The organism is Thermovirga sp. (assembly GCF_017656375.1).
Classification (GTDB): domain Bacteria; phylum Synergistota; class Synergistia; order Synergistales; family Thermovirgaceae; genus Thermovirga.
The window spans coordinates 179,990-197,620 of sequence record NZ_JACDOB010000001.1 but is presented as its reverse complement, the minus strand read 5'-3'; the positions used below and the strand labels follow the sequence as shown (position 1 = coordinate 197,620).

Below are 17,631 nucleotides of genomic sequence, written 5' to 3'. Positions count from 1 at the left end.
GTAGAGAAAATGGAAGAAATAGAGCCCGAGATTTTGTTAGGAGGATGAAGGCATGAAACCAGAGATAGCCAAACTGCTTAGAGAAATACCTCCAATGGACAAGTTGCTTGCAAGGCCATGGGTTAACCAGTATGAAGAGAAGTTGGGTAGGAGTTCTGTGAAGTCTGTTTTTGCCGATGTTGTAGGTGAATACCGCAGTGATATCTTAAAAGGAATGAAAAAATGTTTGGATATTTCGGAACTTGAGAAAGAGGTAATAAAACGGCTCGATAGGTATAAAAATCCAAGTTTAAGGAAAGCAATAAACGCTACAGGAGTTGTAGTACACACAAATTTGGGTAGATCTTGCCTTGCGGAAGAAGCGATACAAGCTGTTTCTGAAATTGCTCGTGGTTATAGTAATCTTGAATATAACCTGGAAAAAGGAGAAAGAGGACAAAGACTGGAGCATGTAGAATGGTTGTTATGCCAGTTGACTGGAGCAGATGGGGCAGTGGTTGTAAACAATAATGCCGGAGCAGTTTTACTTTGTCTTTCAGCTTTAGCCCAAGGCGGGCAAGCTATCATATCAAGAGGAGAGCTGGTGGAAATTGGGGGTTCATTTAGAATTCCTGAGATTATGGCTCAGTCCGGCGTAGAGATGATTGAAGTGGGCACTACGAATAAAACTAAAACCAGAGATTATAGAGAAGCCATAACGGAAAGGACGAAGATGCTTCTTAAAGTCCATCCTTCTAATTTTAGAATAGTGGGTTTTCAAAGTACCCCCTCTAGAGAGGAGCTTGCTGAGCTTGCGAAAGAAAAGAACCTTGTCTTTATGGAAGATTTGGGCAGTGGCGTCTTGCTGGATCTCAGTATTTCCGGGTTAAAGGGTGAACCAACTGTGGCGGACTGCGTTCGGTCCCAAGTGGATGTTGTAACCTTTTCGGGTGATAAATTATTGGGAGGTCCACAGGCAGGTTGTATTGTGGGGAGGAGGCCACTAATAGATAAAATTAAAAAACACCCTCTCCACAGGGCTCTAAGAATAGATAAGATGACCTTAGCTGCCTTGGAAGCCACTTTGAGAATGTATATAGAGGGAAGATCTTATAAGATCCCTACAATCTCGATGTTGACAATGGATGCTGAAACCTTGAAGAAAAAGGCTTTTAAATTGAAGCGGATGTTACGAAGGGCGACAGGCGAGTTTTATGAACCGCAAGTAGTGGAAATAGAAGACGTTGTAGGTGGTGGAGCTTACCCAGCAGAAAAATTGTCAGGTTATGCTCTTAGGGTTAGGTGTGGCAAAATAAAAGATAGCGATCTTCTTGAACGGCTGCGCAACTGCAAGCCGCCCATTATAGCTACAGCATTAGAAGGTTTTATTTTTTTCCATGTTCGTACAATTTTGGATGGAGAAGAAGTGACTTTAGTCAGTTGTTTGAAGGAGGTAGCCCATGATTTGTCCTGATGGAAAAAAAGAAATTTCGGAGTATCCTATCATTCTTGGTACAGCAGGGCACATTGATCATGGTAAAACCACCCTTATAAAAGCTCTTACAGGTGTGGATTGCGATAGGTTAACTGAGGAGAAAAAGCGAGGTATAACCATAGAGCTTGGTTTTGCCCCTCTTGTTTTACCTGATGGAAGGACAGTAAGCGTAGTAGATGTTCCTGGCCATGAAAAATTTATAAGGCAAATGGTTGCTGGAGCAGCCGGAATTGACGCTGTCATTTTTGTGGTGGCAGCAGATGAGGGAGTTAAGGCTCAAACTAAAGAGCACCTGGAGATATTGCAACTTCTAGGTATTAAAGAAGGTATAGTTGTTGTAACTAAAGCAGATCTAGTGGATGAAGATCTTCTAGAATTGGCATTGGAAGAGATAAAAGAAGAAATAAAGGGAACTTTTTTGGATGGTAAAACCATCTTATGTGTTTCTGCTGTTGCAGGAAAAGGCCTTGATGTTTTATTAAAGGAAATTCAAGAGTTGGTTGATAGAGTAGAGCAAAAAAATCCAGAAGGAGCATTTTTCTTGCCTATAGATAGGGCTTTTCAGATAAGAGGTGTTGGAACCGTTGTAACTGGTACTGCTTACAGAGGTAAAGTAAATAAAGAGACAGAATTGGAAGTGCTGCCTCTGGGTAGGGAAGTTTATGTAAAGTCTATACAGGTTCATGAAAGATCAGTTGCTGTGGCCATGGCAGGACAAAGGGTGGCCATTGGCCTCTCTGGTGTGCCTGTTGATGATTTGAGTCGCGGGGATGTATTGTGTGAGGGGAAATTATTCAAACCGACCCGCTGTCTGGACGTAAGTTTAGACCTTTTGCCTTCAAACAAGTACCCATTGAAGCATTGGCAGAGAGTTAGATTACATACGGGGACATCCGATGTGATTGCGAGGGTTTCTTTTTTGGATAGAACCGACCTTATGCCTGGCGAAAGATGTTATGCACAGTTGTTAACAGAAGAAGACGTTGTAGCAACATCGGGTCAACCTTTCATCATACGTTTTTATAGTCCCCTTCGAACTATAGGTGGAGGTAGAGTTTTGTTCCCTTATGGAGAAAAACCAAGAGGTAAAAAGGGGAGATTTGAGTATAAACAGTTCCTATGGGAAATGGACTCCTGTAAATCCCCTTCCGAGTTGCTTTTACTTCATTTGAAAAAAGACAGATGGGAGACTATAAGAAATTTATCAATAAAGTTGCAGCAAAAATACGACTATCTTAAAGATTTAATAAAGAAGCTGGAAAAGCAAAGGAAGTTGGTGTTTTTGGATGCCCAGGATGTGGAAGTTATAGACATCCACGTTTATGAAAATTTAAAAAGCAAAGTAATAGAAGAACTAGGAGCTTATCATGAGCAAGAACCGGAAAGCAGTGGCTTGTCGTATGAGCGGCTTTTTCAAAGGGTAATTCCAGTAATTTCATTGAAGGCTGCAAGAAGGATTACGGATAGGCTCATAAAAGAAGGAGTTTTAAAAGAGGCGTCTGGGAAAGTAAGTCTGGTTGATTTTACACCTATAAAAGAAGGCGAGATAAACGAATTGGGAACTAAAATATTAGAATTTTGCAAAAAGCGTGGCGTAAATATGGCGACCATAGACGAAATTAAGAAATCCTTCAATGACAATCAAATTGACAGAGCTTTAAAAATGCTGAAAGATAACAAAAATATATTTATCGCTTCAGGTGGATACGTAATCGATATAAACACATTACAAGAAGTAATAGGTCTTTTAGGGAGTTTGGATGGGGAAATTACGGTAGCATCGGTGAGAAATTCTACTGGTAGCAGTAGAAAATATATACTACCCTTGCTGGAACTTTTGGACTCTTTGGGGGTAACAAGGAGGGTTCAAGATAAAAGAATATTAAAGAAAAGATCTTTATGATAAGTTAATTCAAAAATGCTCCAAATGGTTGCAATTTAACGAATAATATGATAAAATGTTACAAATTGCTGTTATGTGGAGTGACTAATATGAGCCCCAGTCTTTCGGCTATAAGGAATAGGGTTAAGTTGTACAAAGGGCACAAGGTGCGCTACAAAGCTCTAAAGGGAAGACGGAAAACAGAGGAGAAGTTGGGAGTAATAACTGAAACATATCCTCATGTTTTTACTTTGTATGTAGAATCACAGCATAGTACTGTATCTTTCAGTTACGCTGAACTGCTTACTAAAGAAGTGGAATTAGAAATATTACCAGAGAAAGAACAGTTGATGCAGTTTTAAATGTTTGTGCTTTCCAGTCTGCCCCGGCTTCTAGCCGGGGTTTTCTTTTGGAGGTGCTCGTGTGGTTACTATCTTCAGTCCTGCTAAGTTGAATTTGACCCTTAGGATTTTAGGTAAACAGCCAAATGGTTATCATGATTTATGTAGTTGTTTTCTCAAGTTGCCATGTTGGGAGAAGTTGACTATTAGACAAAAACTGGATAGTGGCGATTGTGATCAAATAAAGGTTTTAGGGGCAAGGAGAATTGAAGGAGAAAATATTCTCATAAAAGTCTTGCAGGAATTTAGGAGTAAGGGGTGGAATATACCTAAATTGGATATAGTACTTTGGAAGACAGCCCCTCCAGGGGGTGGGCTAGGAGCAGGAAGCGGAAATGCTGCAGCTCTTATATCTTGGATTGAGGGTATATCCGGTAGAAAAGTTAAGGTCGAAGATAAAGCATCCATTGGAGCAGATGTGCCTTTCCTTTCAAGTAGATATAATTGTGCTATTGTCGGTGGCATAGGAGAAAGGGTAATTGTAGGGGATGTCAAGCTTCAAAGTCATTTTAGCAAATTGATACTTATCCCTAAGTGGATGTCCTTCACAAAAAAAGCTTTTGAGCTTGTGGACAAACTAGGTATACCTGGGAAGAACGAGGAGGATAAGGCATGTCAGGAGGCGTTAGATTTGGTAAAAGCTTTGAATTCTGGGGAGAAGGTAGGTTTTTTGCCAAATGACTTCAGCTATGTTTTGATTAATAAATACCCATCTTATCAATTTTTCTTCGAGCATTTTAAGAAAACTGGAGCAAATGCTTGGGGAATAAGCGGGAGTGGAAGCAGTTGTTTTGCTTTATTTGAAGAGCCTTCTGCGGCATATTTATCTGCAGAAGCATTAAATAATGTTGAAGAAATTCAATCGATAATAGTAATGGAGTGAGGCGAATGAAAACAGAACGAATAGAGAGATTGATAGGGATGGTAAGAGGTTTCCTATTTTCTCCGAGCGAATCTGTATCGTTGACAGAGATGGCCAAACAATTTGGGGTCTCAAAGACCGTGATAAGCGATGACATTTGCATTATAGATAGTTCTCTAGCAAAGGAAGGCATAGGCAGGATAAATGTCAGTAAAGGCAGAGGTGGCGGAGCTTTTCTGAAGCCTTTCTTGCGGGAAGACATAAGAAAAATGTGGCTAGAGGAAATAGCAGTTCTTTTGGAAGATCAAAACAGGCTGCTTCCTGGATCTTTGGTTTACTATAGTGATATTCTTTTTAATCCTCAATATGCCTCTCGGTTAGGATATATTTTGGCTTCCGATTTTTCCGTAGCTGGTGCGGATATAGTGATGACTTCTGAAGTAAAAGGCATTCCTCTTGCCATTTTTACAGCTTTTCATCTTGGTCTTCCATTAGCTGTTTGCCGATTCAGAAATAGAGCCAGTGATGGTCCAGCAGTTTCCGTGCACTATCAGGCAGCTAGAGGAGAAATAAGAACTATGTTTATGGGAACCCGTAACCTGCCCAGGGGTAGTCGTGTGCTGATAATAGATGATTTCATGCGGGGTGGTAGTACAGTTTCTGGGATGATGGCTGTGGCAAAGGAGTTTGGAGCTACTCCTGTGGGAGTTGGAGTTTTTATGGTTTCAGCGGAACCGATGGAAAAAGCTGTTGATGATTATAGAGCTCTTTTGAGGATGAATAAGGAAAAAGACGGAACCGTAAAAATTTCTGTAGAAAAATCTCTGTAGGGGTTTGACTAAAAGCCTAACGTGCGTTAGAATTGCCCCTCGGGAGGAGGTGACCAACTCCGTGAAAGTTAACCTAAACCAGGAAGAGTGTATAGGGTGCGGGGTTTGCGCTCAGATATGCCCCGAAGTCTTCGAGCTAAACGAAGATGCAGGAAAAGCCAGAGTTATAAGGCCGGAAGGTGCGGAGTGCGCGCAGGAAGCGGCTGATAGTTGTCCGGTTAGTTGCATAGAGGTTACTGAATAACATAGCTGAGGAGGGCCCATAGCTCAATTGGCAGAGCCACCGGCTCATAACCGGAAGGTTCCTGGTTCGAGTCCAGGTGGGCCCACCACTATAGAGAACTACTAAAGCCACCCACAGGGTGGCTTTAGTTATTAGGAGGAGACGGAGAATGAGTACAGTAACGATAGAGAAGATATTGAAAGCTATCGATTCCTTTTCGCCTTTTTGTTATGCTTATGAATGGGATAATTGTGGTCTAATTATTGGATCTAGAGATCGGGAAGTAAGAAAAATAGCGGTGTCCTTGGATCTTGGCATAAAAAGTGTGGAAAAAGCGGTGCAAGAAGGATGCAATTGTATTGTAACCCACCACCCCCCTGTTTTCCACCCGATCAAAAAGATAGATTTTTCTTCTTACACAGGTAAGCTTATAGAGAAAGCAATACAGTTTGGCATTAATGTTATAGCTGCCCATACCAATTGGGACACTTCCCCCAATGGGGGGAATAAATTTCTAGCTTCGCAACTTGGGTTAGTAGAGCTAGAACCTATTTCTTTGCCGAGGCCCAATTTGCCTTCTCCATCCTGGGATGGAGTTATAGGCAAATTAAAGTTTCCAGTAAATACAGAGGCGTTGGCAGAAGAAATAAAAGCAAGAGGCAGCTTTTCTTGGGTAAAATATTATGGTGATTGCCCTAATATAAGCACTGTAGCAGTGTGCGAAGGTGCGGGGGGCGACTTGTGGCAGGAAGCTTTAAGGGCTGGAGCCAGTGCTTTTGTCACGGCTGAATTAAAACATCACCAGATACAGGAAGCTTTAGATGCAGGGTTATCCTTAATAGAATTGAGCCATGCCCAAATGGAAGACTTGACTATGCAGGCACTTGCGGAAAAAATAAAAGCCTATGTTGGTGTAGATGTTGTGCTAGTTACAGGGGCTTTTAAAGAGGAGAAAATAATATATAAGCGCTAATATACTAATAATAACGCTCAATCTCAATAATAAGAGGTGAAAACCATGGGGAAAAGAATATTTAGCGGCATGCGACCTACAGGCAGGTTGCACCTAGGTCATCTGGCGGGAGCTTTAACCAATTGGGTGAGATTACAAGATGATAATGAATGTTTTTACTGTATAGTTGATTGGCATGCATTGATGTCAGATTACGCGGATAGCTCTAAAATAAAGTCTAATTGCAAGGAAGTCTTTCTTGATTGGCTTGCTGCAGGATTGGACCCGAATAAGGCTACAATATTCATTCAATCCCATGTTCCATATCACACAGAATTACATTTGGCCCTCTCAATGGTTACTCCTTTGGGGTGGTTAGAAAGAAATCCTACTTATAAAGACCAGATCCTTAACATTAAAAACAAAGATCTAAGCACATATGCTTTCTTGGGCTATCCAGTGTTAATGGCATCAGACATTTTATTGTATAAGGGTGAAGCGGTACCTGTGGGAGAGGATCAGACTGCTCATTTGGAACTTACGAGAGAAATAGCAAGAAGATTTAACAATTTTTACGGAGATATTTTCCCTGAGCCGGAAGGTTTATTCACGGAGACTCCTAAAGTGCCTGGAACGGATGGGCGGAAAATGAGCAAATCCTATGGTAATTCCATAGATATAGCTGACACTCCTGAAGTCATATGGGAGAAGCTCAGGACTATGATGACTGATCCGGCGAGAGAAAGACGTAAAGATCCCGGTGATCCTGAGAAATGTCCAGTATGGGATCTGCATAAAGTTTTTAATAAAGACGATACGGAGAGGGAAAACTTGGCTGAAGGTTGCAGAACTGCTGGTATAGGGTGTATAGAGTGCAAAAGATCCTTGTACGGTCACGTCATGAGTTTGCTTGAGCCAATCCAAAAACGACGGACCTATTACGAAAAGCACGGCGACGAGGTAACGGATATATTACGAGAAGGAGCTAAATTAGCAAGAGAAGTGGCAGCTAAGACGATGAGCGAAGTTGTAGAAGCAATAGGCTTTGTTGATCGCTAAAAATGGCAGAGGTGGATTGATTTGTTCAATAGGGATATTTTACAAGTGGAAATAGGGGACTTTGCAGGTCCCCTTGATCTTCTTTGTAACCTTGTTGAAAACAAAGAAATACAGGTTTCTTCTATTAGAGTGAGCGATTTGGTTGATATTTATTCTAGATACCTTATGGAAACTAAAGATGTGCCTTTGGGGAAGGTTGCAGAGATTTTTGCACTTGTTTCCAAGATACTTCTTATGAAAATAAAGGCCTTATTCCCTGATAAATCAAGCCAAGACCAGTGTGTAGAATGCCAAGAAAGCATAGAAAATTTTGAATTGGAAGATGTTTTGAGACAATATAAGCCGTATAGATTTGCGGCTTATTACTTGAAGGACCTTAAGGATGCTGCTGATAAATGTTATAGTAGGCTCGTAGAAAGGCCTTTGGAGGATGGTTCTGCTGTATATGTAGTAGGGGACCTTTATAACCTTTCTCTGCTGTGGCTCAAGCTTTATCTAAAGAAAAAAGAAATGCAATACCTGAAAGTTCGGAACGCTGATAAATCTGGGAATACGGTTTTTGAAACGGTGCCGGAGGAGGTTCAGGTAGAAAGAAAGATAGAGCAATTGAAGGAGGTTCTCGAGATTAAACACAAATCTGAGCTTGGCGAATTGCTAACTGGGGCTAAAGACAGAACGGAAATAATAATTACGTTATTGGCTTTATTAGAGATGTGTAGGTTGGGATTAATAAAAATTGCGCAAAATAGATACTTTGATACTTTGATAGTATGGAGGGAGCCTAGTGCTTTCGCTGGTGGCTCAATCAATTGAGGCCTTGTTGTTTGTGTCTCAAGAGCCTCTTTCAGAGGAAAGGTTGTCTGAAGTTATAGGTGTATCTCTTAAAGTGATCAGAGAATCCCTTTTAGAGCTTTCGGATCATTATGAAAAATTTCATGGTTTGAGGATTCGCCGCTTGTCAGGAGGATGGCAGATAGTAACGGCACCAGATTTATCTGAAGTAGTAGAAACCCTTTTTGATAAGGAAGTTGCTAATCGCCCAAAGTTAAGTAAAGCAGCTTTGGAAACTTTGGCTGTGGTAGCCTTCAGTCAGCCTGTTACGAGATCAGAGATAGAGGAGATAAGAGGGGTAAGATGTGACAAAGTTTTAGAAACACTACTTACAAATGGATTGATAAGAGTAGCGGGGAGGAAGAAGGGCACCGGCACTCCTCTTTTGTATAGGACTACTGATAAATTTTTAGAAATATTTGGCCTAAACGCTATATCTGATCTACCAACCCTTGAGGAAATTCAGGAGATGTATTCCAGTGAGGATAATGAAAGTAAGGCTGCTGAGATCGAGAGGCATGAATGAAGAAATGGAAAAGTTGCGTCTGAATCGTTATCTTGCCCTTTGCGGATTAGGTTCTAGGAGAAGTGTGGAAGACCTTATAAAGTCTGGCCGTGTGAAGGTTAACGGGAAGTTGGCCGGATCTTTCTATATTAGAGTGGGAATAGATGATCACGTTGAAGTTGATGGTAGGGGAATAAAACCGTTAAAACTTGTCTATCTGGTTTTCCATAAGCCAAAAGGATGCGTGTGTGCTGTAAAAGATAAACATAACACTACAATTTTTTCTTTGTTGCCTGAGAAATATAAAGGACTAGGGCTTTTCCCTGTTGGAAGGCTCGATAAGATGTCCGAGGGGTTAATTATTTTAACAAATGACGGAGATTTTGCTTTCAATATAACTCATCCCAGTAGCGGAATAACTAAAACATACGAAGTTTTAATGAATAAGCCGCTGAGTAATTCGGAACTTACGAGATTAAAAAAAGGTACTGTTGTGGATGGTGTTCATGTGTATCCTAAAGAAGTTGCTATAATGAGAAGACCTCCTAATGGGCAGTGGGTTAAAATCGTTTTAGGAGAAGGCAGAAAAAGAGAAATTAGAGTTATAGCCCAACATGCTGATCTTAGGGTGGTAAGATTGGTTAGGAGATCCATAGGGGAAATGGTTCTAAAGGACCTTCCATGTGGAGCATTTAAAGAAGTTTCATTAAGAAGCCTCTTACTGCTTATAAAATCAGGGGGATACGTATAGGAGGATAGAAAGGGAAATATGTGTAATGAAAAAAATGGAGCATTTACGATTATAACTATTGATGGGCCTGCTGGAGCAGGTAAAAGTACGGTAGCAAAGAAAGTTGCCAATATTTTAGGATATGAATATTTGGATACAGGGGCCTTGTACCGTGCAATAGCCCTATACTTGATTGGAAGAAAAATTCCCCCTGTTGAATCAGAAGAGATGAGAGAAGCATTATCAAACGTAGAAATCTTCTTTGATAATGAAAGAATATACTTGGGTGACCGAGATGTCTCAGCAGAAATAAGGACAGTTGAGATTGAAACAACAGTTTCAGCATATGCAAAGTTGGGCGCAGTGAGAAGGAAACTCCTGGAAATTCAAAGGAAAATTGGCACATTAGGCAACATTGTTGCTGATGGTAGAGACATGGGAACGGTAGTTTTCCCGAATGCGGTTTTGAAAATATACCTTGTGGCGGAGCTTAAAGAAAGGGCCAAAAGGCGCTGGAAAGATTTGAGGGCCAATGGAAGGGATCTTTCATTGGCGGAAGTGGAAGCTCAGCTTAAAAAAAGGGACGAAGAAGATACTAAGAGGGAAAATTGCCCTCTCAGGGTGCCTGATGGAGCATTTGTGATAGATAGCACTGGCTTTTCGGCAGATCAAATAGCGGAGAAAGTGGTAGGGCTAGCAGAAAAATTATTACGCACAGAGGAAAGAACAAATGAGTCTTAGCGATAAGTTTTTATATTGGTCAGCATGGATTTTATGTAGAATAATTTTTACCTTTTATAACAGGATGGCTGTGATGGGGTTAAAGCGGGCTCTTAAGAATGATGGGCCAGTTATAATAGCTGCTAATCATTGTAGTAACTTGGATCCAATAATTATAGGATGTGCTTATCCCAGAAGGCTTAGATATCTAGCAAAATCTAGTTTGTTTAAAATTCCCTTATTGGGGACTTTGATTAAATGGCTAGGTGCTATCCCAGCCAAAAGAGAAGACGTTCAGGGGGCAGCTTCTGCATTAAAACAATTAATATCTATTCTTGAGGCTGGGGAGAGTGTGTTAGTTTTTCCAGAAGGGAGCAGATCCTCAGATGGGAAGCTGCAACCTTTGGAAGAAGGTGTAGCTATGCTGTCGGCCAAAACTGGAGCAGCGATTGTTCCGGTATGGGTCGAGGGAACCTTTAAAGCTTTACCTAAGTATGCAAAGGTTTTCAAGCCTTATAAAATTATAGTTGATTTTGGGGAAGCCTTGGACCCCAAAGATTTCAAGGGAAAATCATCTTCTTCTAAGGAATTAAGAAGGCTGATTACAGAAGAAGTTGCAAAAAGGCTTTCAGCGCTGAGAGAAGAAGTAGAAAACTACTGAGTGTAATGTATGTAAATAGCAAATATTAGGGGAAACGTGAGTGTGTGGCTTTTAGCTGGAAGGGGAGATATTCTTGTTTCGAAGTATGACAGGTTTTGGAAGATCCGAGAAAGATTATGAATGGGGCACGGTTGTAGTTGAGATTTCAAGCGTGAATCATAGATATAGCGAAATTTCCATTCGTTTACCTAAAGAGTTGGCTAGATTAGAACCTCAACTTAACTCAATAATTAAATCTAAATCTAGTAGAGGGAAAATACTGGTAAGGTTAGATGTTCGTTGGTCTGAACAATACAAGGTCCCAAAGGTTAATAGAATAGTATTGGAAGAATACGTGAGAAATCTTGTTCAAATAGCGGAAGATCTATCTTTAGGGCATGAAATAAAATTGGAGCATCTTTTGACGCTTCCTGGTGTTTTGGAACAACCAATAGAGAACAAAGAAACAATACTTGATGAAGTAGCCCTGGCGTTGGTAGAGCAAGTAGAGCTGGCTTTAGTAAACTGGAATGAGATGAGGGAAACGGAAGGGACCCATCTTTTAGAAGATATATTAAATCATTTAGGGAAGCTAGAAGAAAGACTGACTAGCATTGCAGCAACGTGGAATGCCGTAAGGGATAATGCCATTGCTAATTTCAAAGATAGGATAGAAACCATTCTGTCTCAACAAGGAGTGGAACTTGAAGAGTCTAGAATAATTCAGGAGATAGTTATCATTAGCGATAAATGGGATATTTCAGAAGAATTAGCCCGGTTAGACAGCCACATGAAAAAGTTTAAAGAATTATTACGTGGAGAGAGTTATGTCTCAGGCAAAAAAATAGATTTTCTATTGCAGGAAATAAATAGGGAAATTAATACGATTGGATCTAAGGTGTGCGATTCAAATATAAGGTGGGAAATAGTTGAAGCCAAGGCTTCCATTGAGAGCATGCGAGAGCAAATACAAAATGTGGAGTGATGGGTTTTGAAGAATAAATTATTACATATCGGCTTTGGAAATATGGTAGTTGCTGAGAGGATTGTTTCAATAATTCATCCTAATTCGGCTCCCATAAGAAGGCTGAAGGATGAGGCTAGATCCCAGGGAAGATTAATAGATGCTACTGAGGGCCGGAAGACGAGAGCAATCATAATAACTGATAGCAACCATGTTGTGTTGTCGGCTCTTCAACCTGAGACTATAACCATGCGTTTTGAAGGAGAAGGGAAAGACGATGCCGAATGAAAAAGGAATTCTTTTCGTTATTTCAGGTCCTAGCGGAGTAGGAAAGGGAACCCTTCGGAAAGAGCTTTTTAAACGTATTGAGGGATTGACATATTCCGTTTCTTGTACTACAAGACAACCGCGAGCGGGTGAACAAGACGGAGTAGATTACAAATTCATAAACTTGGAAACTTTCATGAGTTATGTGGAAGAAAATAAATTTTTAGAGTGGGCTAAGGTTCATGGTAACTATTATGGAACTTTAGAATCAGATGTGCGTAAACTGCTGGATGAAGGGCATGATGTGGTACTTGAAATAGATGTTCAGGGAGCCCTTCAGGTAAAAAATAAAATGCCAGAAGCGATCCTTGTTTTTATAATGCCTCCAAGTGAGGAAGAGCTTGTTAGACGCTTAGACCGAAGGGGAACTGAAAGTGATAGGGAGCTGGAAGAGAGAATAAGAAACGCGAAGAGGGAAATTTTAGAATCAAAGAGATATGATTTTATAGTCGTTAACGACGACTTAGAAAGTGCTGTAAAAGAATTGGAGCAAATTTTTAAAGATGTAAAAACAAAAAAGCCAGAAAATAATAGATGTTGATTGGGGGGAAATACAGATTATGCTTTTTCAAAAAGACAGCGAAGGCAAAGAAATAAATAAATACTTAGCAGCCATGATTGTAGCTAAAAGGGCAAGACGAATAAGCGAGGATAAGGGTGCAAGGCTTTTTGAAGCGGGATGGGCAAACCCTGTTTTATTGGCTTTGGATGAATTTCTTGAGGGAAAGCTGGATTATAAAATCTCAGTTTCTAAAAAGGAAGAAAAAGAATAGCAAAAATGAACTAGGTTGGAGCGTTTGACTGGAAGCGGAGGGTGTTTAATGAATACATCTACTTGGAAAGGGAAAAAGACCTTAGTCTTGGGAATTACAGGAGCCATTGCAGCCTATAAGACAGCGGATATAATTAGAGAGTTTGTAAAGAGAGAATGGAAAGTAAATGTTATGATGACAGAGGGCGCAGAAAGATTTGTGGCGCCTCTAACGTTTTCTGTAATTTCTGGGAACAAGGTATTCTTGGAAAAGGATTTTCTTTCTGACGAAAGAGGCTGGAAAATCCCTCACATATCCCTTTCCGATATTGCAGATGTAATTGTCATTGCACCATGTTCTGCTTCAACGCTGCATAAGCTCGCTCATGGTGATGGGTCAACCCTTGTTTCTGCTACAGTGCTTGCTTCCAAGTGTCCTGTAGTAATTTTTCCCTCGATGAACTCGAACATGTGGGAAAATAAGGCTACTCAGAGGAACGTTCAGTTGTGCAGAGATCTAGGCTATATTGTAGTAGAACCCGAAAAAGGCAAATTGGCATGTGGATATGAAGGGAAGGGAAGATTACCTTCGTTAAATATCGTGGTGGACGAAATATTGCGAGCAGTATGCCCTGTAAAGGACTTGTTGGGTAAAAAAGTATTGGTAACTGCAGGGCCGACTTATGAATACATTGATCCCGTACGATATATAGGAAATCCGAGTTCAGGCAAAATGGGATTTGCTATTGCCAAAGAGGCTTGGTATAGAGGAGCGGATGTAACTGTGGTATCTGGACCCGTATCGGAGCCTTACCCCTATGGGGTCAATGTTGTTCCTATCATATCTGCAGAAGAGATGTATGAAGTAGTAATGAATAATGCTAAGAATGTTGACATAATTGTAAAGGCTGCTGCGGTTGGGGATTATAGAGTAAAAGAAAAGCAGCATCAAAAAATGAAGAGAGAAGGTAAAGACAAGCTTACTATTGAGTTAATATCAAATAAAGATATAGCTGCTGAACTAGGAAAGAGGAAAAAATCAGGGCAGTTGATTATAGGATTTGCAGCTGAAACCAATGAACCTGTTGAGAATGCCAAGAAAAAGCTACAAAACAAGAACTTGGACATGATTGTTATTAATGATGTTACTGCGCCGAACGCTGGATTCCGCTCTGACAGCAATACGGTTACTTTATTATCAAAAGAGGGCGTTTTATCGGAAATTTCAGGTTCCAAAGATATTGTGGCAGAGAAGATATGGGACGTAATACGGGACAAATTCCTCAGTGTAAAGTAATGGAAGTTCTTTATGATGTTATTTTACCTTCTCCATGGTGGCATCCCCTTACATATAAAGGATTACCTGGGCTAAAAAAAGGTCAGAGAGTATCAATCCCTGTGGGGAACGGCCAACGAATAGGTATCGTTTTAGGAAAGAACGATTCGAATCTATGCTTAGAAAAAATTGAGATCAAAGAAATATATAACACCATTGATAAAAGTCCTTCTGTCCCAGAAGAACTTTTAGATTCTATAATCCGGGCAGGGAAGTTTTTTTGTTGTGGTCCAGGAGAGTTATTGAAGGTTGCTTTTCCTCCCCAGTATTTAAAAGGAGAAGGCGTTAAGGAAACCTGTTTCGAAAAGGCAAGACCAAGAAGTGGAAATGTGAATTTTTGTTATGAACTTCCAGAGGAGAAAAGGAAACGACTGTATTATGAAAAACTGCAGTGCGAGAACTTACATTCTATTGTGATTTTCCCAGAAAGGCGGAAAGCAGAGCTTTTTTGGGAGGGCCTTCCGGAGGAACTTAAAGAAAAAGGAATTTTATGGCTTACAAGCACCAGTAAGAAAAAATGGGAGAAATGGGAACAAATAAGGCAAGGTAAGATTAAATTTGCCGTAGGTACAGGGCCCGCCGTATTCTTACCTTTTCCGGATATTAAAAGGATAATAGTTGATGACGAAAGCAACCCAGTTTATATGAGTGCAAGGTACCCTTATGTTCATATTAGAACTTTTGCAGGCATAAGATCACAAACATCAGGAGCTGAGCTGATTTTAGGTGGCACTTTCCCATCTTCCAGAGTATATAAATTCGCAAAGCCTGTTTGTTCACAAAATCCCTCCGATAGACTTATTATGGTGGATAAAAAAAGAGCCAGAATGTTCACTATACAAGGAGTTACATCTCCATTGGCCATTAGTGATGTTATATTGCGAAAAACACAAGAAGTAGTTAATGGAATGGGTGTAACCTTATGGATTCTTGATAGATTGGGATATGCTAATGCCATTTTATGTAGCGAATGTGACTATAAACCTTTATGTAAAAGGTGTAACACACCTTTAAGATGGGAAGAGTCAAAATCAGCCCTAGTATGCCCCTTTTGTAAAGAAAAGGAAGAGAAACCCATTTATTGCCCTAGGTGTGGAGCACCAATGATGATGGGCGAGAGACCAGGAGTAGAGGCGTCTGTGGAAATTGCTAAATCTCTTATAGGGTTTCCAGAGAAAATTCATTTGTGGCACGGAGGAGTAGAGAAAGAAAAATCTTCATTAAAGAAAATTATATCTAATCTAAAGAAGAGTGGAGGAATAGTAGCGGGGTCAAGAAAGGTCTTGGCTATTTGCGATGAAATTACTGTCTCGTTAATATGTTGGCTAGATGCAGATACAGAAACAGCAAGACCCGTGTATGACGCTCGCTTTAGAGCAATAAAAATGGTGTGGGATTCTTTATGGTGCGGAAGGAATGTTGATGAAAGAACGGTAATTCTACAAAGCAAAAGGCCAGGTGTTGGTTGGCAAAAGGGTTTAAAAGCGGGCTGGGATGTTTTCTGGAAGAGTGAGTTAGAAGAACGGATGGATCTGGAGTTGCCTCCTTGGATATATCTGGTGGAGGCAAGTGGAAAGATTTCTCTTAAAAAGGAGCTACTTGATGTGGTTAGGAGGCAAAGATTTGAGTGTATGGATCCAGAGCCTGAATCAAGGATGTTTTGGATTAAGATAGATAAAGAATCTGCTTTGGAAAAACTTAGGCAAGTACTGGGACCTTTTTTTCACGTTTCCAGATCTAGAAAGGGATATCCTCAAATAAGAATATGGATGGATTAATGGAAAGCGGGTGATGGAAGTGGCTATAGTAACTATAGTGGGGAGGCCCAATGTGGGCAAATCTTCATTATTTAACCGGATGGTGGGACGTAGACATGCAATAGTTGATGACCAACCTGGTGTAACTAGAGACAGGATTTATACTGAAGTGGAGTGGAAGGGACGGTCGTTTTATATTGTAGATACAGGTGGCTTGTCGAAAACTGGGAAAGATTTTGATAATTCTATTCACGAGCAAGTTAAATACGCTATAGATGAGAGTGATGTGTTGCTATTGGTAATAGACACGAAGGTAGGAGTTACTCCTTTGGATGAAGAAATAGCCTTGGAAATGCGAAAAACGAAAAAACCGATCATCGTTGTAGGCAATAAGGTAGACGATGTGGTTCATGAAGATAGAATACATGAGCTTTACACCTTGGGATTTGACAATGTTATAGGTGTTAGTGCTGAGCATGGGAGAAATATAGATGAACTGATGGATAGAGTGTGGGAATTTCTTCCCACTGAAGTACAACAAGGGAGGGAAGAGGAGGATGATAGTGTAATCAATCTGGCATTAGTAGGAAGACCCAACGTTGGAAAATCAAGCCTTTTAAACTATTTGTCGAAGGAAAAAAGATCTCTAGTTAGTGACATTCCTGGTACTACCAGGGATTCTGTGGATACTTTAGTTGAGATTAATGGTATTAATTTTAGGGTCATAGATACTGCTGGGTTACGACGGAAATCGCGAATGGATGGTAGCATTGAATTTTATTCTATGGTTCGCACGTTGCAAGCTGTTGATAGATGTGATGTAGCTGTGTTGATAATGGAAGATTCGGCTATATGTACTGACCAGGACAAAAAAATAGCCAATCATGTTATAGAAAGAGGTAAGGGGCTCATTTTAGTCGTTAACAAGTGGGATAAAATACCAAAGGATGAAAAAATAGGGGATATAGTAAAAAGAAAAATCCGGGAAGAAATGGCTTTTTGTAATTTCGCTCCTATTCTGTTTACCTCAGCAAGGACCGGTAGGGGTATATCTAAGTTGCCAGAATTAGTATTAAAGGTTAAGAAAAACAGAGAAAGAGTCCTAAGCGAAGAAAAGTTGTTTACTTTGGTTCATGATTTGTTGGCTTTCGAGCGACTGCCCAGCAATTCAAAGGGGAGGAAACTTGAGATTCGTAAATGCAAGCAAGTGGGCGTGAAGCCGCCAAAGTTTTGTTTTTTTGTTAACGACCCCGGCATAGTTAATCAATCCTTCGCTAGACATATCATTAATATTTTAAGAAAAATGGACGATTTTGAAGGGAGCCCTTTGAGAGTTGTTTGGAAGAAGGGATAAAATGGCTGATAACTTGACGTTATTGGGCTGTAG

The 17,631-nt window shown here is 40.4% G+C and carries 20 protein-coding genes and 1 tRNA gene; all 21 read left to right on the top strand.

Annotated features, from left to right (window positions below; genetic code table 11):
- Nucleotides 1–52: 52 nt before the first annotated feature.
- The 21 genes from selA (at nucleotide 53) to der (ending at nucleotide 17,598) form a co-directional block, all read left to right on the top strand.
- Nucleotides 53–1,453: an L-seryl-tRNA(Sec) selenium transferase gene (gene selA, locus H0Z23_RS01065; RefSeq protein WP_296866932.1), complete on the top strand. Its 1,401-nt coding sequence runs from the start codon at nucleotides 53–55 to the stop codon at nucleotides 1,451–1,453.
- Nucleotides 1,440–3,377 (top strand): selenocysteine-specific translation elongation factor, encoded by a 1,938-nt coding sequence (selB, locus tag H0Z23_RS01060; protein ID WP_296866930.1) that lies wholly within the window; start codon nucleotides 1,440–1,442, stop codon nucleotides 3,375–3,377. The genes selA and selB overlap by 14 nt, the downstream gene beginning before the upstream one ends.
- Before the next feature lie 89 nt (nucleotides 3,378–3,466).
- Complete coding sequence (locus tag H0Z23_RS01055; protein ID WP_296866928.1) at nucleotides 3,467–3,718, top strand: Veg family protein; 252 nt, start codon at nucleotides 3,467–3,469, stop codon at nucleotides 3,716–3,718.
- Between the two features lie 61 nt (nucleotides 3,719–3,779).
- The gene (locus H0Z23_RS01050; RefSeq protein ID WP_296866927.1) at nucleotides 3,780–4,640 is read left to right on the top strand and encodes a hypothetical protein; all 861 of its coding nucleotides are present in this window, start codon (nucleotides 3,780–3,782) and stop codon (nucleotides 4,638–4,640) included.
- A 5-nt stretch (nucleotides 4,641–4,645) separates the two neighbouring features.
- Nucleotides 4,646–5,449, top strand: a complete 804-nt coding sequence (locus tag H0Z23_RS01045) for a phosphoribosyltransferase family protein (RefSeq protein WP_296866924.1) — start codon at nucleotides 4,646–4,648, stop codon at nucleotides 5,447–5,449.
- A 61-nt stretch (nucleotides 5,450–5,510) separates the two neighbouring features.
- Nucleotides 5,511–5,693, top strand: a complete 183-nt coding sequence (locus tag H0Z23_RS01040; RefSeq protein ID WP_296866922.1) for a ferredoxin — start codon at nucleotides 5,511–5,513, stop codon at nucleotides 5,691–5,693.
- 12 nt (nucleotides 5,694–5,705) lie between these two features.
- A tRNA-Ile gene (locus H0Z23_RS01035) sits at nucleotides 5,706–5,781 on the top strand.
- A 60-nt stretch (nucleotides 5,782–5,841) separates the two neighbouring features.
- The gene (locus tag H0Z23_RS01030; protein WP_296866920.1) at nucleotides 5,842–6,645 is read left to right on the top strand and encodes a Nif3-like dinuclear metal center hexameric protein; all 804 of its coding nucleotides are present in this window, start codon (nucleotides 5,842–5,844) and stop codon (nucleotides 6,643–6,645) included.
- 45 nt (nucleotides 6,646–6,690) lie between these two features.
- The gene (gene trpS / locus H0Z23_RS01025) at nucleotides 6,691–7,683 is read left to right on the top strand and encodes a tryptophan--tRNA ligase (protein ID WP_296866918.1); all 993 of its coding nucleotides are present in this window, start codon (nucleotides 6,691–6,693) and stop codon (nucleotides 7,681–7,683) included.
- Nucleotides 7,684–7,728: 45 nt separating this feature from the next.
- A complete protein-coding gene (locus H0Z23_RS01020) occupies nucleotides 7,729–8,496 on the top strand; it encodes a segregation/condensation protein A (protein ID WP_296866916.1) in 768 nt (255 codons plus the stop codon).
- Nucleotides 8,468–9,040 carry an SMC-Scp complex subunit ScpB gene (scpB, locus tag H0Z23_RS01015; RefSeq protein WP_296866914.1) on the top strand — a complete coding sequence of 191 codons (573 nt, stop codon included), beginning with the start codon at nucleotides 8,468–8,470 and terminating at the stop codon, nucleotides 9,038–9,040. Before H0Z23_RS01020 ends, scpB begins: the two co-directional genes overlap by 29 nt.
- Nucleotides 9,003–9,770: a pseudouridine synthase gene (locus tag H0Z23_RS01010; protein WP_296867073.1), complete on the top strand. Its 768-nt coding sequence runs from the start codon at nucleotides 9,003–9,005 to the stop codon at nucleotides 9,768–9,770. Before scpB ends, H0Z23_RS01010 begins: the two co-directional genes overlap by 38 nt.
- 18 nt (nucleotides 9,771–9,788) lie before the next feature.
- A complete protein-coding gene (gene cmk, locus H0Z23_RS01005; protein ID WP_296866912.1) occupies nucleotides 9,789–10,490 on the top strand; it encodes a (d)CMP kinase in 702 nt (233 codons plus the stop codon).
- Entirely contained in the window at nucleotides 10,480–11,130 is a 651-nt protein-coding gene (locus tag H0Z23_RS01000) for a 1-acyl-sn-glycerol-3-phosphate acyltransferase (protein ID WP_296866910.1), read from the top strand. Before cmk ends, H0Z23_RS01000 begins: the two co-directional genes overlap by 11 nt.
- Nucleotides 11,131–11,203: 73 nt before the next feature.
- Nucleotides 11,204–12,094, top strand: coding sequence for a YicC/YloC family endoribonuclease (locus tag H0Z23_RS00995; protein WP_296866909.1), 891 nt, complete (start codon nucleotides 11,204–11,206; stop codon nucleotides 12,092–12,094).
- Nucleotides 12,095–12,100: 6 nt separating this feature from the next.
- On the top strand, nucleotides 12,101–12,361 hold the full coding sequence (locus H0Z23_RS00990) for a DUF370 domain-containing protein (RefSeq protein ID WP_296866907.1): 261 nt from the start codon (nucleotides 12,101–12,103) through the stop codon (nucleotides 12,359–12,361).
- Nucleotides 12,351–12,941, top strand: a complete 591-nt coding sequence (gene gmk, locus H0Z23_RS00985; protein WP_296866904.1) for a guanylate kinase — start codon at nucleotides 12,351–12,353, stop codon at nucleotides 12,939–12,941. Before H0Z23_RS00990 ends, gmk begins: the two co-directional genes overlap by 11 nt.
- A 19-nt stretch (nucleotides 12,942–12,960) precedes the next feature.
- On the top strand, nucleotides 12,961–13,173 hold the full coding sequence (locus H0Z23_RS00980; RefSeq protein WP_296866902.1) for a DNA-directed RNA polymerase subunit omega: 213 nt from the start codon (nucleotides 12,961–12,963) through the stop codon (nucleotides 13,171–13,173).
- Nucleotides 13,174–13,221: 48 nt separating this feature from the next.
- Nucleotides 13,222–14,448, top strand: a complete 1,227-nt coding sequence (gene coaBC / locus H0Z23_RS00975) for a bifunctional phosphopantothenoylcysteine decarboxylase/phosphopantothenate--cysteine ligase CoaBC (protein WP_296866899.1) — start codon at nucleotides 13,222–13,224, stop codon at nucleotides 14,446–14,448.
- On the top strand, nucleotides 14,409–16,265 hold the full coding sequence (locus tag H0Z23_RS00970) for a hypothetical protein (RefSeq protein ID WP_296866898.1): 1,857 nt from the start codon (nucleotides 14,409–14,411) through the stop codon (nucleotides 16,263–16,265). The genes coaBC and H0Z23_RS00970 overlap by 40 nt, the downstream gene beginning before the upstream one ends.
- A 19-nt stretch (nucleotides 16,266–16,284) precedes the next feature.
- Nucleotides 16,285–17,598, top strand: a complete 1,314-nt coding sequence (gene der / locus H0Z23_RS00965) for a ribosome biogenesis GTPase Der (RefSeq protein WP_296866896.1) — start codon at nucleotides 16,285–16,287, stop codon at nucleotides 17,596–17,598.
- The last annotated feature ends 33 nt before the right edge of the window (nucleotides 17,599–17,631 follow it).

Bases quoted from the DNA above. Each gene is read 5' to 3' on its own strand.
- selA (WP_296866932.1), top strand. From the start codon at position 53: ATGAAACCAGAGATAGCCAAACTGCTTAGAGAAATACCTCCAATGGAC.
- selB (WP_296866930.1), top strand. From the start codon at position 1,440: ATGATTTGTCCTGATGGAAAAAAAGAAATTTCGGAGTATCCTATCATT.
- H0Z23_RS01055 (WP_296866928.1), top strand. From the start codon at position 3,467: ATGAGCCCCAGTCTTTCGGCTATAAGGAATAGGGTTAAGTTGTACAAA.
- H0Z23_RS01045 (WP_296866924.1), top strand. From the start codon at position 4,646: ATGAAAACAGAACGAATAGAGAGATTGATAGGGATGGTAAGAGGTTTC.
- H0Z23_RS01030 (WP_296866920.1), top strand. From the start codon at position 5,842: ATGAGTACAGTAACGATAGAGAAGATATTGAAAGCTATCGATTCCTTT.
- trpS (WP_296866918.1), top strand. From the start codon at position 6,691: ATGGGGAAAAGAATATTTAGCGGCATGCGACCTACAGGCAGGTTGCAC.
- H0Z23_RS01010 (WP_296867073.1), top strand. From the start codon at position 9,003: ATGAAAGTAAGGCTGCTGAGATCGAGAGGCATGAATGAAGAAATGGAA.
- cmk (WP_296866912.1), top strand. From the start codon at position 9,789: ATGTGTAATGAAAAAAATGGAGCATTTACGATTATAACTATTGATGGG.
- H0Z23_RS01000 (WP_296866910.1), top strand. From the start codon at position 10,480: ATGAGTCTTAGCGATAAGTTTTTATATTGGTCAGCATGGATTTTATGT.
- gmk (WP_296866904.1), top strand. From the start codon at position 12,351: ATGCCGAATGAAAAAGGAATTCTTTTCGTTATTTCAGGTCCTAGCGGA.
- H0Z23_RS00980 (WP_296866902.1), top strand. From the start codon at position 12,961: ATGCTTTTTCAAAAAGACAGCGAAGGCAAAGAAATAAATAAATACTTA.
- coaBC (WP_296866899.1), top strand. From the start codon at position 13,222: ATGAATACATCTACTTGGAAAGGGAAAAAGACCTTAGTCTTGGGAATT.
- H0Z23_RS00970 (WP_296866898.1), top strand. From the start codon at position 14,409: ATGGGACGTAATACGGGACAAATTCCTCAGTGTAAAGTAATGGAAGTT.